The sequence below is a fragment of the Glutamicibacter sp. AGC84 genome (genome assembly GCF_053543575.1).
In genome coordinates, this window is sequence record NZ_JBLVOC010000015.1 from 220,160 (window position 1) to 232,606 (window position 12,447).

At 60.8% G+C, this 12,447-nt stretch carries 15 protein-coding genes; 9 read left to right on the top strand and 6 right to left on the bottom strand.

The window, feature by feature from the left end; translation table 11 throughout:
* Nucleotides 1–159: 159 nt before the first annotated feature.
* Together rlmN and ACNPN0_RS09835 are read left to right on the top strand one after the other, a co-directional pair.
* Nucleotides 160–1,371: a 23S rRNA (adenine(2503)-C(2))-methyltransferase RlmN gene (rlmN, locus tag ACNPN0_RS09830; protein ID WP_166650787.1), complete on the top strand. Its 1,212-nt coding sequence runs from the start codon at nt 160–162 to the stop codon at nt 1,369–1,371.
* 94 nt (nt 1,372–1,465) lie between these two features.
* Nucleotides 1,466–1,951, top strand: coding sequence for a carboxymuconolactone decarboxylase family protein (locus ACNPN0_RS09835; protein ID WP_365942754.1), 486 nt, complete (start codon nt 1,466–1,468; stop codon nt 1,949–1,951).
* Between the two features lie 49 nt (nt 1,952–2,000).
* Here ACNPN0_RS09835 and ACNPN0_RS09840 read toward each other — a convergent pair whose 3' ends face one another.
* The 4 genes from ACNPN0_RS09840 to ACNPN0_RS09855 form a co-directional block, all read right to left on the bottom strand.
* Nucleotides 2,001–2,246, bottom strand: a complete 246-nt coding sequence (locus ACNPN0_RS09840; RefSeq protein ID WP_105656161.1) for a hypothetical protein — start codon at nt 2,244–2,246, stop codon at nt 2,001–2,003.
* A 101-nt stretch (nt 2,247–2,347) separates the two neighbouring features.
* Entirely contained in the window at nt 2,348–2,827 is a 480-nt protein-coding gene (locus ACNPN0_RS09845) for a hypothetical protein (RefSeq protein ID WP_448937788.1), read from the bottom strand.
* Nucleotides 2,828–2,839: 12 nt separating this feature from the next.
* Nucleotides 2,840–4,093 carry a metallophosphoesterase family protein gene (locus ACNPN0_RS09850; protein ID WP_448937905.1) on the bottom strand — a complete coding sequence of 418 codons (1,254 nt, stop codon included), beginning with the start codon at nt 4,091–4,093 and terminating at the stop codon, nt 2,840–2,842.
* A 24-nt stretch (nt 4,094–4,117) separates the two neighbouring features.
* Nucleotides 4,118–4,246, bottom strand: a complete 129-nt coding sequence (locus ACNPN0_RS09855; RefSeq protein WP_286134044.1) for a hypothetical protein — start codon at nt 4,244–4,246, stop codon at nt 4,118–4,120.
* Between the two features lie 238 nt (nt 4,247–4,484).
* Here ACNPN0_RS09855 and ACNPN0_RS09860 point away from each other — a divergent pair, with 238 nt between their 5' ends.
* Nucleotides 4,485–5,681, top strand: a complete 1,197-nt coding sequence (locus tag ACNPN0_RS09860; protein WP_448937787.1) for a pyridoxal phosphate-dependent aminotransferase — start codon at nt 4,485–4,487, stop codon at nt 5,679–5,681.
* Between the two features lie 104 nt (nt 5,682–5,785).
* Complete coding sequence (locus ACNPN0_RS09865) at nt 5,786–6,142, top strand: DUF2695 domain-containing protein (RefSeq protein WP_448937786.1); 357 nt, start codon at nt 5,786–5,788, stop codon at nt 6,140–6,142.
* A gap of 3 nt (nt 6,143–6,145) precedes the next feature.
* Here the strand turns inward: ACNPN0_RS09865 and ACNPN0_RS09870 are convergent, their stop codons facing one another.
* Nucleotides 6,146–6,820, bottom strand: coding sequence for a DedA family protein (locus ACNPN0_RS09870; protein WP_365942750.1), 675 nt, complete (start codon nt 6,818–6,820; stop codon nt 6,146–6,148).
* Nucleotides 6,821–7,167: 347 nt separating this feature from the next.
* Here ACNPN0_RS09870 and ACNPN0_RS09875 point away from each other — a divergent pair, with 347 nt between their 5' ends.
* From ACNPN0_RS09875 to ACNPN0_RS09890, 4 genes are read left to right on the top strand one after another with little or no spacing between them, the layout of a single operon-like run.
* Nucleotides 7,168–8,085 carry an ABC transporter ATP-binding protein gene (locus ACNPN0_RS09875; protein WP_448937785.1) on the top strand — a complete coding sequence of 306 codons (918 nt, stop codon included), beginning with the start codon at nt 7,168–7,170 and terminating at the stop codon, nt 8,083–8,085.
* The gene (locus tag ACNPN0_RS09880; protein ID WP_400341319.1) at nt 8,082–8,837 is read left to right on the top strand and encodes an ABC transporter permease; all 756 of its coding nucleotides are present in this window, start codon (nt 8,082–8,084) and stop codon (nt 8,835–8,837) included. The genes ACNPN0_RS09875 and ACNPN0_RS09880 overlap by 4 nt, the downstream gene beginning before the upstream one ends.
* The gene (locus ACNPN0_RS09885) at nt 8,834–9,988 is read left to right on the top strand and encodes a sensor histidine kinase (RefSeq protein WP_448938891.1); all 1,155 of its coding nucleotides are present in this window, start codon (nt 8,834–8,836) and stop codon (nt 9,986–9,988) included. Before ACNPN0_RS09880 ends, ACNPN0_RS09885 begins: the two co-directional genes overlap by 4 nt.
* On the top strand, nt 9,985–10,590 hold the full coding sequence (locus ACNPN0_RS09890) for a response regulator (RefSeq protein WP_448937783.1): 606 nt from the start codon (nt 9,985–9,987) through the stop codon (nt 10,588–10,590). Before ACNPN0_RS09885 ends, ACNPN0_RS09890 begins: the two co-directional genes overlap by 4 nt.
* On the opposite strand, the gene ACNPN0_RS09895 is transcribed toward ACNPN0_RS09890, so the two are convergent.
* Nucleotides 10,587–11,087, bottom strand: a complete 501-nt coding sequence (locus ACNPN0_RS09895) for a DUF456 domain-containing protein (RefSeq protein ID WP_208294262.1) — start codon at nt 11,085–11,087, stop codon at nt 10,587–10,589. The genes ACNPN0_RS09890 and ACNPN0_RS09895 overlap by 4 nt on opposite strands.
* Nucleotides 11,088–11,423: 336 nt before the next feature.
* On the opposite strand from ACNPN0_RS09895, the gene ACNPN0_RS09900 reads away from it, so the two are divergent.
* Entirely contained in the window at nt 11,424–12,413 is a 990-nt protein-coding gene (locus ACNPN0_RS09900; protein WP_105656171.1) for an ABC transporter substrate-binding protein, read from the top strand.
* Nucleotides 12,414–12,447: the final 34 nt, after the last annotated feature.

Genomic DNA, 12,447 nt, shown 5'->3' on the forward strand with positions numbered 1-12,447 from the left:
CCCCCCGGGACTGTTTTCGCGTGCCCAAACTCACCGCCAAATACTCGCGGATACATGAAACAATAGGTAGCAATGACTTCCATCGATTCCACCCCACTTTCCGCTGAAGAACGCAAGGCACTGCGCAATGAGCAGGCCGCGGCCCAGCGCGCCCAGCAGATGCGCATCTCCAAGTCCCGAGCCGAAGCCGAAGGCCGCGCCCAGGTCGTTCCAACCGCCGAAGGCTGGAAGCAGGAGATGGGTGCCGATGGTCGTCCAGAGCTGCAGTTCGCCACCAAGCGCCGCGTTTCCCAGCCGCCAACGCACCTGGCTGATCTGTCCCTGGCCGAGCGCCAGGCCAAGCTGAAGGAACTGGGACTGCCGGCCTTCCGCGCCAAGCAGCTCTCCGTGCACTACTTCCAGCACTACACCACCGACCCGGAGAAGATGAGCGATCTTCCCAAGGAGCGCCGTGCGGAACTGGCCGAGGCCATGTTCCCGAAGCTGCTCACCGAGGTCAAGCGCCTGGAAACCGATGATGGCAAGACCATCAAGTTCCTCTGGCGCCTGTTCGACGGCTCGCTGGTCGAGTCCGTGCTGATGCGCTACCCGGGCCGCATCACCCTGTGCATTTCCTCGCAGTGCGGCTGCGGCATGAACTGCCCGTTCTGCGCCACCGGCCAGGCGGGCTTGACCCGCAACATGTCCACCGCTGAAATCCTGGACCAGATCGTCCAGGCCAACCGCGTGATCGCCGAAGGCGGACTGGGCGGACGCCAGCACCCCGAGGAGCGCGTGGGCAACATCGTGTTCATGGGTATGGGCGAGCCGCTGGCCAACTACAAGCGCGTGATGAACGCCGTGCACCGCATGGTCGCCGATGCCCCCGAGGGCTTGGGTATGGCCGCCCGCGGCATCACCGTCTCCACCGTTGGCCTGGTTCCGGCGATCCGCAAGCTGACCGAGGAGAATGTCCAGGTCACCTTCGCGCTGTCGCTGCATGCGCCCGATGATGAGCTGCGCGACGAGCTGATCCCGGTCAACTCGCGCTGGAAGGTCGACGAGGCACTGGATGCCGCGTACGACTACTACGTGAAGACCGGTCGCCGTGTCTCCATCGAGTACGCGCTGATCAAGGACATGAACGACCACGAATGGCGTGCAGAAATGCTGGCCAAGAAGCTGAACGCGCGCGGCCGCGGCTGGGTGCACGTGAACCCGATTCCGCTGAACCCGGTGCCGGGCTCCATTTGGACCCGCAGCGAACCGGATATCACCTCCAAGTTCGTTCGCCGCCTCGATGAGCTCGGCGTGCCAACCACGCTGCGCGATACCCGAGGCAAGGAAATCGACGGCGCCTGCGGCCAGCTCGCAGCCGACGGCGACAAGTAGCATTTACCGTGGAGACCAGCTTTCGCTGCTCTCCACGGTGCGTTAACGACCCCTCTTCGTGCAGGAGGTCTACGACTGCATGTATGGTTCTGATATGGCCGTTTCAGACCCGCTTTTCCTTGATAAGACCAATCCAGAGCTATGGAACTCGATTGGCAGATTTTCCAAAGATGTCGCCAAGTCCTACCGCGCAGCCGGAATCAGCGACCGCACCGCCGAGCTGGTGAACCTGCGCGTCTCGCAGATCAATGGATGTGCCTACTGCCTGGACCTGCATGCCCGCAAGGCACTGGACGCAGGGGAGAGCCTGCAACGCATCAACCTGCTGAGCACATGGGATGAATGCGGCGGCCTGTTTAGCGAAGAAGAATGCGCAGCACTAGCCATCGCTGAAGCCGCTACCGACCTGCCCAAGCCAGAAGAGCGTATCGCCGCGGTGGCATCGGCCCGTCTGGTGCTCAGCGTGGAGCAAGTGGCAGCCATCCAATGGATTGCCGCCGCCATGAACGCCTTCAACCGGATTTCGATCCTTTCCCGTCACCCGGTCAAGGAACGCGAACTGGAAAAGACGGGCAAATAGCAAAAGGCCGCCGTTTGCCCGGGTAGGGGAAACGGCGGCCAATACCAACTCAGGCGTTGGCTTTGCGCACGGCTTCGGTGTAGCGGCGTTCGAATTCTTCGGCGCTGACCACTTCTCGTTCCACGCGGAAGGAAGACTCGTCAATCCCCAGAACCGCAGCGATCAGTGAGCGGGTGTAAAGGGCGATCTTGCGTGATTTCCGGGTGGACGTCACATGGTCCAATTCCGGAACCCAGATGTTCCACCAGCCGCCTTCCTTGCCGACTACTGCCTTGAAAACGCGTTGCTCACTCATCTGCTGCCTTACTCTCTACGATGCTCTGACCAGCGTCTTGCCGTCTGCTTCAATACTCCACTACGTGCAGCCGTGGCGACAAGTCGTCGCTGCCGTGGGCACTACTTCGCCAGCGGCACGCCATCCTTGCCTACTGCGAAGCTCACGACGTCGTCATAGGCGCGTCGCTCGGTCTTTCCCAACTGGTATTCCGAATCCTGCTGGGGGAAAATGTGAACCGGGGTCAAGGTCAGTTCTGCGCCTTTCGCGGTATTGGCGATATCGATCTGCAGGTGCCCGTAGTGCAGTCCGCCGGAGACCAGCTGCGGAACGCCGTCCTCATCCTTGGCCCAGGTCTCTGGCTCGTCGGCAGGAGCTGACCACTGCGAGTGCGAGTTGAAACGCAGCGGCTCGTACTTGCCTTCGGCATTCTGCACCAGCTTCTCGCCGCGCAAGCCATCGGCGGCTACACCGACATCATACGAGTGGAAGCCGCGGGCATCCCCATCCTCGTCCACCCAGGAACGCTCGAACATTTCATCGTGGCCGGAGATGACCGCTGCCACGCCATGCTCCTCGAACATCGGGGTGTAGGCGCGCATCGCGGTGCCCGACTAATTGTCAGGGTGCTCGTGGTTCGGTGGGGTGCCGTGCACGCCGTTGGAGTAGGCCGAGTGGTGGAACTGGACCAGCACAATCTGGCCGTTGGCGCGGGCGTCGGCTAGTTGTTTTTCGGCCCAATTCCACTGCGCAGAGGCGGCATCCATGTTGGGAAGGTCAAAGTCTTGCGCGGTAGCGCCGGGGAACAGGTCCTTGAATCCCTGGACATAGGATTCGAAGGTGAACTCGCCCTGGGTGTCGGTGGACAGATTCCCTGCGGCCATATTCGTATCATCGCCAGAGAACTTCTCTCCGGAGAGCTGTCCGGCCCTGGTGTCCTCGTCCGGACGGCCGTTGGTGGAATCCAGAGTCAGCACGGTCACCGGTCCATGATCCACCCGGTAGTACGAGCCCTTGTACTCGGGGTGCTCGGGGTCCTGCGGCAAGGAGAAGTAATCCAGGAAGCGGTTGTGTGAGATGACCGCGGGGGTGCGGTCGGTTTCCGTGCCGTAGCCGCCGTTCAGCGCCGCATAGGTTTCCCAATTGCCCAAAGCTGGAAGCAGCGGAACGCTGGAGGCCAAGTCCGAATGCTCGCCGGCCACATGGCCGAAGAACTCATCCCACGCCGGCTGGTATCCCGAACCCTGGGTGAGATCGCCTGCCATCATGACCAGGTCCGGATCGGCAGCTTCGATGTGCTTGAGGTTCTCGTTGAATGCGGTGGACTGGTCCAGCGGGTAGCGCAGGGTCGGTTCGCCGTTGCGGGTGGTCATGCCGAACTGCTGGTCCCATTTGGACCCCGCGCCCGGACGCTGGATGGAATCTGCGGTGTAGCCGTTGACCGGGGAGAGCTCCCACTCGCGGTGTTCGGTGCGACCGCGTGGTTCGGTTTCAGAATCTGAGAACGCAATGATGCGCACGTTTTTCCACGCCCCGACCTTGGGAGCTGTTTTGAAAGCCGCGCTGTGGGTTTCTCCTGATTGGGTCACGGTGTAGTTGTAGGACTTTCCGGGCAGCAGGCCCTGGAAGGTCACCGAGTGCTTGTAGTTCGAATTCGACTTCAACCACGAGCCCTGTTCCAAGCCCTCGATCTGCTGATCAAGTTCGGCCCGGGTGTATTCCATGAGATCCAGGTACTGTGGTGCGCTGCTCTGCTTCCCGGACTTTCCCAGTCCCGGTCCCGAGAGGCTTATCGTGCCCGGCTCATCGGTTTCGCTGATCCAGTTGATGGTCATCGACGTGGCAGCAGGAGCTTGGAGGTAGGGCAGTACGCGGAAACCCGGTTCTGGGGACTAGGCCGTTACCGCTGGAAGCGCGGAAGCAGCGGTTCCTGGCAGAGCAGCGGCGCTGGCTGCCGGCGCCAAGACCAACGGGATCAATACAGCGGCGGCAAGTGCGGCCGAGAGGGGCTTGTTGTTCATAGTGCGTTCTCCTGTGCGAGGTGTCGCCTGCAAAAGGCGGGTACCTTGAGGATGCCCGGGGCGCGTGCCCCAAGGGTGGATATGAGGCAAACGAAGGGTGAACTGGGTCGGTGAGCCTGCTCACCGGCTGTCTCGCGCACTAATACCAAGCTGGAGCCGATAGCCTTGAAGCAGATAGCTGAGAAGACCAAAGCGAGGGCGCTTCGGTTTTCCACGCCTGCGAAAAGAAGGACAAACAGTGCAAGCCTCCCAGCGTTCCAAGGTAGCTCCCTTTGAAGTGATGCAAATTGTTGATCAGGTCGCCACGATGCGGACCTCCGGCCACGACGTGATCTCGTTGTGCGTGGGAGAACCTGGCGGCGGTGCTCCAGCGGCCGTGAATGACCTGGCCGCGAAGCTGCATGCCGAGCATGCCGACTTCGGGTACACCTCAACTGCGGGACTGCTCGAAACCCGACAGGCCTTATCGAAGCACTACCTCGATACCTATGGCTTACAGATCCCCGCAAAGAACTTCGTGATGACCACTGGTTCATCCGGTGCATTCCAGCTTTCGTTCTTGGCAGCCTTCGATGCCGGAGACGTGGTGGCGCTGGCCCGTCCCGGCTACCCGGCCTACGCCAATATTCTGCGTGCCCTCGGGCTGGAAGTTGTCGACTTGCCCACCGGTGCAGCGCAGCGTTACCAGCCCACCGTGCAGCTGCTTGAGGCGGCCAAGAACGAGCATGGACGCCTTGACGGGCTGGTTGTCGCGTCGCCGAATAATCCCACCGGAACCATGTTCAGCGCCGGCGAGCTCTCGGACTTGGCCACCTGGTGCGAGGCCAATGATGTGCGGCTGATTAGCGATGAAATCTATCACGGCATTGAATTCGTCCCAGACCGCAAGGCACACACCTCGTGGGAGTTCTCCCCCTCGTCCATTGTTGTCTCATCCTTCTCCAAATACTGGGGGATGACTGGCTGGCGCCTGGGCTGGATGATCGTGCCCGATGAGCTAGTGCCAACGGTGGACGCACTGGCTTCGAACCTCGCCTTGTGCGCTCCAGCGCCAGCACAGCGCGCGGTGGTAGCTGCCTTTGAACAGCAGAGCCTCGATGAAGCCAATGAGCGCGTGGCCGAGTTCGCCCGCACCCGAGCCCACGTGTTGGAGCACTTCAGCAGCTTGGGCATCAGCGAGGCAGCTCCCGCCGATGGGGCTTTCTACCTCTACGGCCGGTTGGCCCCCGAAGTCTTGGAGCATTTCGGTTCTGCGGGCAAGTACTGCCAAGCGGTTTTGGAGCATGCGCATGTGGCGCTGACCCCTGGCGGCGATTTTGATCCATTCGAAGGCCACCTGTTTATCCGCTTGTCCTTCGCGGCCGGATATGAGCGTGTGGCAGAAGCGCTGGAACGCGTTGCGGCTTTCCTCCGGCAGAGCTTGGCAGGGAGCTAGTTTTCCACATCGGGTGAGCAATGCGCTGCGCGCGGCGCTTCAAAATGGACAGTGGATGGCAGTAACGCTTCGTTACTGCCATCCACTGTTTCAAGGAGCCACCAATGCCTGCAGTACTCGAACCTGTAGAACATGAATGCCTTGCGTGCTATTTGTATCGTGCGGTCTGCGCGCAAGGATGCGACGGGACCAATCTCTTCCTCTTGTCTTATCGCGATGCGAGCGCTCCGCGAGCTACCGCGATTGACCGGAAAATGCAGCTGCTGGGCGGATTCTGCGACTGTGAAGTGCTGGCCAATGCCATCCGCCCGATCACGCGTGAAGCGATTCAAGCCGTGGATAATGACGAAAATCTTGTCTGCAAAGGAGTACGCCGCGGCACAATTCAACCATGTGGACATTGGTTGATGCGCCGCGGCGTACAGTGGGGCGGCGGTCAGTTCCGCCGCCGAAGTGCTTGAAGATCAGTTTTCCGGGGTCTTGCTCTTCGGCTTGCGGGCCTTGAGCAGTTCAACACCGATAGGGATCACCGAGATGAGGACGATCAGGATGAAGATCAGGTCGATGTTCTCTTCGATCCAGGTGAATTGGCCCAGCCAATAACCCAGCAATGTGACGCCGATTCCCCACAGGGCGGCACCGATCAGGTTGTAGAGGATGAAGGTCTTGTGGTTCATCTTCGCTACGCCAGCGATTACTGGGACGAAGGTGCGGACCACTGGAACGAAGCGTGCCAGGATCACCGCGCGGCCGCCGAACTTCTCGAAGAACTCGTGGGCTCGCTCAACGTTCTTCTGCGAGAAGAAGCGGGAATCCGGTTTCTTGAAGATGGCAGGTCCGGATTTCTTGCCAATGATGTAGCCGGTCTGGTCACCTGCGAAGGCGCAGACAAAGATCGCGGCGGCGAAGAGCCACAACGGAATCTGGATGGTGCCGGTGGCAATGAGCATGCCAACGGTGAAGAGCATCGAGTCGCCTGGCAGGAAGAAGCCCACCAGCAAGCCGGTCTCGGCGAAGACAATGGCGCAAACCAGCAGCAAGACCCATGGGCCAAGCGCGGGGTTGTTCAGGAAGACGACTGGGTTCAACCAGTCGGGCAGGAAAGCCGCGCCCATGGTTGGAGCCGCATAATCGGTCACAAGGGAAAGAAACGAAGAATGATCTAGCACAGCAAAAATCCTACGTGAGTACGCTGTGAGTTTCCCAGAGTGCCATCCGTAATCTCTGGTGGGGGACAACCCGGCCACAAGGGCGAAAATCTCCAAGTTGTTCGTTGACCCGTAGTGATCATGGCTTTTCACGGGGCCAGCAACGAGAGCCGGGGGAACATTGGGAAGCGGCAAGTTGCCAAGCTCACAGCGGGATTCGACGTAAAAGTCGGCGAGGTTGCATCGAGCCACCTGGATTCGGTCCATGACAACGGTCATGGGCAACGCATGACTTTCTGCTCTTCTGCACACCCGGCAAAGGGGGAAGACTAAGAAGCATGGAAACGCTGATTAGAACGAATGCCGTTTCGCTCCGCGGCTTGAAGAAGACCTTCTCAACGCCGCGCAGCAAAGTTGAAGCAGTCAAGGGCATTGACCTGCAGATCCAGACCGGACAGATCGTGGCCTTCCTGGGACCCAATGGAGCTGGCAAGACGACAACCGTGGACATGATCCTGGGCCTGACCCAACCCACCGGAGGGTCGGTGGAAATCCTCGGCTTGGATCCGCGCCAAGCCATCTCCGCTGGGCGGGTCTCTGCCGTCTTGCAAACCGGTGGGTTGCTGCGCGATATGACCGTCAAGGAAACGGTGTCAGTCATCGCCCACATGCATGAGCAAGCAGATCGCATTGGTCCGGTCATGGAACGCACGGGGCTGGATAAGATCGCCAAGCGGCGCGTGGGCAAATGCTCTGGCGGCGAGCAGCAGCGCATCAAGTTCGCTTTGGCTCTGCTGCCCGACCCGGATGTACTGATCCTCGATGAGCCAACTGCCGGAATGGACGTGATGGCCCGCCGGGATTTCTGGGCCACGATGCGAGAAGAAGCTACCGAAGGGCGCACCGTCATTTTCGCCACGCACTATCTGGAAGAAGCCCAGAACTTCGCAGAACGCACTGTGCTGATGAGCCAAGGCCGCATTGTTGCCGACGGCGCCACCGAAGAGCTGCGCAAGCTCATCTCCGGACGCACCGTCAGCGCTTCCTTCCCCTCGGCGGAGCATGCCGAACGAGCCGGGGTTTTTGATAATTCGGTGCAGGTGGCCGAACGCAACGGATTGCGCTTCGCTTTCCACAGCGCCGATTCCGACCGCTTCGTGGCCGCTTTACTCGCCGACTACCAGGGCTACGACCTGGAAATTTCCTCACCGAGCCTGGAAGAGGCCTTCATCCAGCTGACCAAGGACGCATCATGATGAGCACCTACATCCGCGTGGAATTCGCGCGGCACTTCCGCGATGGGTACAACCTGATCTTCGCCCTGCTGCTGCCCGCCGCCATGTACATCCTGTTCGGCAACATCCCCAGCTACACCGAGTTCGAGCTGGGCGCCGGCAACGTGAAGTTCTATCTGATGATTTCCATGGCAGCCTACGGGGCGGCGGTCAGCACTGTGGCAATCGCCGGGACCGTGGCCACCGAAACCATGCAGGGCTGGGGCAGGCAAATTGCCTTGACCAAAATGCCGCCGGCCATGTTCGTCAGCAGCAAGATGATCGTCGCGGCCACCGTAGCCGGTGCCTCGGCAGCAGTAGTCTTCGCCCTGGGCGCCGCGACTGGAGCCGAAGTGCAAGAAGGGTGGATCTGGGGAGCGAGCTACCTGATCATCCTGCTCGGCGCCATGGTCTTCGCCTGCTATGGCATCGGGGTTGGCATGATGTTCAAATCCGAATCGGCTCTGGGCCTGGCCTCGGGCCTGATGGTGTTCTTCGCCTTCTTCGGCAACGTCTTCATGCCCCTGGAAGGAGGCATGCTCGACGCGGCGCGCTTCACCCCGATGTACGGCTACGTAGCCCTGGCCCGCTACCCGTTGCTCAAGGACATGCCTGCCGGAATCGAAATGGCGCCGGATGCGTTATGGATCCCAACCGCTAACCTTGTGGCATGGGCACTCATCTTCGTTCTCTTCGCGGTACTCGCCACCAGGAAGGCCAAGGCACGCCAGTGAGCCGCAGCCTGCCCGGCGCCGCGCCGGCGAGCGATCCGCTCTGCGAGATCGACGAGGACCAGAAATTCTGGGATCGCCGAGGTTGGCTGGTCGCCGGCGTCTGGGTGATTTTCCTGGTCTTCCCGGTGCTGGACCTTCTCGTGGAAGACTACTCGCTGCCCACCCGGATCATCGGCCTGGCGCTGATCGCCCTCTTCGCCGCCGTCTACCTGCAGTCCTACGCCAAGTTCTCCCAGAATATCGGGCAAGGCGGAACCAGCGCTCGCAGGGCGCATGCGAACTTCCTGGTCCTCTGCGCGATTATCGCCCTGGGCATCCCGGTCATCGGGTTGACCACCATGGGGCTCTTCCCCTTCATCACCTCCTTCGCGATCTTCTTGCTCAGCAGGAAGTGGGCCATCGCGGCCTACGCCGCGGTGCTGGTGCTCAGCTTCGCGCTGCCGATCGTCTACGGGCAGTTCATGGACGCGATCTTCCTGATCGGCCTGAACCTCGTGCTGATGGTGGTGTACGCGATTACCGTGGCCGCCATTCGGCGCTCGGCCGCAGCAGAAAAGATCCGCAGCGACTACCTGCTGGTCGCCGAGCAGGAGCGCGTGGCCAGGGACGTGCATGATGGCATCGGGCATTCGCTGACCGCATTGAATTTGAAGGCGCAGCTGGCCCTGCGCCTGATGGACCAGGAACAGTACGCCCAGGCCCGCGGAGAACTGGAACAACTCAGCGCCCTGGCCGTGGACGCGCTGGACTCCGTGCGCACGACGGTGCAGGGGCTCAGCCGCCAGGACCTGGCCGGGGAACTGGCCGAGCTGCAGCAGGCGTGCGACGACAACAACCTCGAATTCACGGTGGCAGGAACCGCCGAGCAAGTCCCGATGCAGCTGCGTTCGCATGTGGCATGGATCCTGCGCGAAGCGGTCACCAATGTGCTGCGCCACGCGCACGCCAGCACCATCGTGCTGCATCTGGAACCCGGAAAAGTCAGCGTCGATGACGACGGGGATGGCCTGCAAGCCAGCACGCCAGGCCACGGCATCCGGGGAATGCAGGAACGCGCCAAGCAATTCGGTGCCAGTTGTACAGTAGGGGCATCGCGGCTGGGCGGAACCAGCGTGCAAGTGGCCTTCGAGGCAGAGGGGAGTGCAGCGTGATCCGGATACTCATCGCCGATGACCAGCACCTGGTCCGGGGCGCGCTGGCAGCCTTGCTGAACCTCGAAGAAGATATCCAGGTTGTTGCGCAATGCGCCGATGGTGACGAGGTCGCCGCCGCACTGGATGCGCACCCTGCCGACATCGCGTTGCTGGATGTGCAGATGCCGCGGCACGACGGGCTGCGCACTGCAGCAGAACTCAAGGCCAGCCACGCCGAGGTGAAGGTGCTGATCCTGACCACCTTTGACCGTCCCGGATATTTCCGCCAGGCCTTCGAAGCCGGAGCGCACGGCTTCCTGGTCAAGGATTCTCCGCCGGCCGAGCTGATTGCCGCCATCCGCAGGGTCTATTGCGGGGACAAGGTAGTGGATCCGCAGCGTGCCATGCTCAGCGTGGAGAGCCGCAGCAACCCGCTGACCGGGCGTGAGCGCGAGATCCTTTCACTGGCCGCCTCCGGCTCGCCGGTATCGCAGATTGCCTCGGCGGTGCACCTCTCGGTGGGAACTGTGCGCAACCACCTGTCCAATGCGATCGGCAAAACCAGCACTGCCAACCGCATCGAGGCCGCGCGCTACGCCCGCGAGATGGGCTGGATCTAGCGCGTGACGAAGTGGGTAATCAGGCCGATGACCCAAATGGAGGAGGCCAGCAGCACGCAGCCGAATTCCACGACGATGCCCAGGCCCATGGCCTTCAACGCAGCCCAGGATGAGCCGAGTGCGCCGGAGACTTCGCGCCGGCGCACGCTTTCACCGGCGAATAGGCCCACTGCGAAACCGACGAACATGCCGATCACGGGAATGAGGAAAGCACCGGCGATGGCACCCACGACCGCAAAGAGAATGGAACCTTTGGGGATTTGATGTTCCTTGAGTTTCTTGCCGGTCAGGATCGCAGAGGCGGACCAGCCCAGCAAGGCGATCGCCATGCCCAGGCCGGCCGCCCACCAGGAAGCACCGGAACCCAGCAGCCAGCCCCAGCCCAAAAGCGTGCCGATCGTCAGCAACGAGCCGGGCAGCACCGGGAAGATGGTGCCCAATGCCGATACGACTAGCAGCAGCCCGGCGATGATCGTGTAAATAATTTGTGCATCCACATGCCCAGTTTCGCACACTGCATCCTTACATGAGGCGCACCGTCAAGCAGGACAAGAATTCAGGGATATTTGTGCCGAATTGCCCAGCTGACGAACAAACAATTGATTAAATCCGGATAATTTCCCTTCTCTCATTGATTCCTTTTTACCTAGTCGGATATCGATTTAGATTGAAAACCGTCACCCGTTGGCAATGGAAAAAGAAATCAAAAGCCGGAAGGCTCTTCACACCCTAAATTGTTAGCGCTAACATTGTGACCATCGACACATTGTTCTGGTGCCGGAGACCATTCACTCCACCATTATCCGGCGGGGACCCACGAGGAGGAACTCACGATGAAACGACAGACCTTTTTGCGCACTGGCTTGGCAACGCTCAGCATCGCAGCTATGGCAGCCATGAGCGCATGCGCCGGCTCGGATTCCAGTGGCAGCGAAGGAGGAGGTTCGGGTTCTGAGACCATTACCATCGGTTTCTCGCAGGTTGGCGCCGAGTCCGGGTGGCGCGCGGCAAATACCAAGGACATCCAAGACACCCTGACCGAAGAAAACGGCTTCAAGCTCAGCTTCTCTGATGCCCAGCAGAAGCAGGAGAATCAGATCCAGGCTCTGCGTTCGTACATCGCGCAAGGCGTTGACGTCCTGGCCTTTTCCCCAGTGGTAGAAACGGGCTGGGATGCTGTGCTGCAAGAAGCCAAGAGCGCCAACATCCCCGTGATCCTCACCGACCGCGCCGTTGACACCACCGATGACACGCTCTTTGCCTCGTTCATCGGCTCCGACTTCATTGAAGAAGGACAGCGGGCCGGAGATTGGGTTGTGGAGAATCTGGACAAGGACCTGAAAGTTGTCGAACTGCAGGGAACCACCGGCTCAGCACCGGCCATCGACCGCAAGGAAGGCTTCGGGAAGGCCATTGAGGGCACGGACATCGAGATTATCGACTCGCAGACCGGTGACTTCACCCGTGCAGGCGGCAAGCAGGTCATGGAAGGTTTCCTGAACTCCCATGACGATATCGATTTGGTCTTCGCCCATAACGACGACATGGGCTTGGGCGCCATTGAAGCCATCGAGGCAGCCGGCAAGAAGCCAGGCGAGGACATCAAGATTGTCACCATTGATGCGGTCAAGGACGGCATGCAGGCATTGGTTGACGGCAAGATCAACTACATCGTCGAATGCAACCCGCTGCTAGGTGAGGATTTGGCAGAAATCGCCAAGAAGGTAGTAGCCGGCGAATCTGTAGAGAAGCGCATCGTCGTTGAAGACGCCGCCTTCACCCAGGATGAAGCGGCCGAGGTCCTGGCCGATCGTACCTACTAGGGACGCAGGCAAGAGCACGAGCCGGGGGGGCCCC

Excerpts from the sequence above, each read along its gene's own strand:
- ACNPN0_RS09855 (WP_286134044.1), bottom strand. The coding sequence starts at position 4,246 with ATGAACAACAAGCCCCTCTCGGCCGCACTTGCCGCCGCTGTATTGATC.
- ACNPN0_RS09900 (WP_105656171.1), top strand. The coding sequence starts at position 11,424 with ATGAAACGACAGACCTTTTTGCGCACTGGCTTGGCAACGCTCAGCATC.
- ACNPN0_RS09845 (WP_448937788.1), bottom strand. The coding sequence starts at position 2,827 with ATGCGCGCCTACACCCCGATGTTCGAGGAGCATGGCGTGGCAGCGGTC.
- ACNPN0_RS09840 (WP_105656161.1), bottom strand. The coding sequence starts at position 2,246 with ATGAGTGAGCAACGCGTTTTCAAGGCAGTAGTCGGCAAGGAAGGCGGC.
- ACNPN0_RS09865 (WP_448937786.1), top strand. The coding sequence starts at position 5,786 with ATGCCTGCAGTACTCGAACCTGTAGAACATGAATGCCTTGCGTGCTAT.
- ACNPN0_RS09875 (WP_448937785.1), top strand. The coding sequence starts at position 7,168 with ATGGAAACGCTGATTAGAACGAATGCCGTTTCGCTCCGCGGCTTGAAG.
- ACNPN0_RS09880 (WP_400341319.1), top strand. The coding sequence starts at position 8,082 with ATGATGAGCACCTACATCCGCGTGGAATTCGCGCGGCACTTCCGCGAT.
- rlmN (WP_166650787.1), top strand. The coding sequence starts at position 160 with ATGCGCATCTCCAAGTCCCGAGCCGAAGCCGAAGGCCGCGCCCAGGTC.
- ACNPN0_RS09835 (WP_365942754.1), top strand. The coding sequence starts at position 1,466 with ATGGCCGTTTCAGACCCGCTTTTCCTTGATAAGACCAATCCAGAGCTA.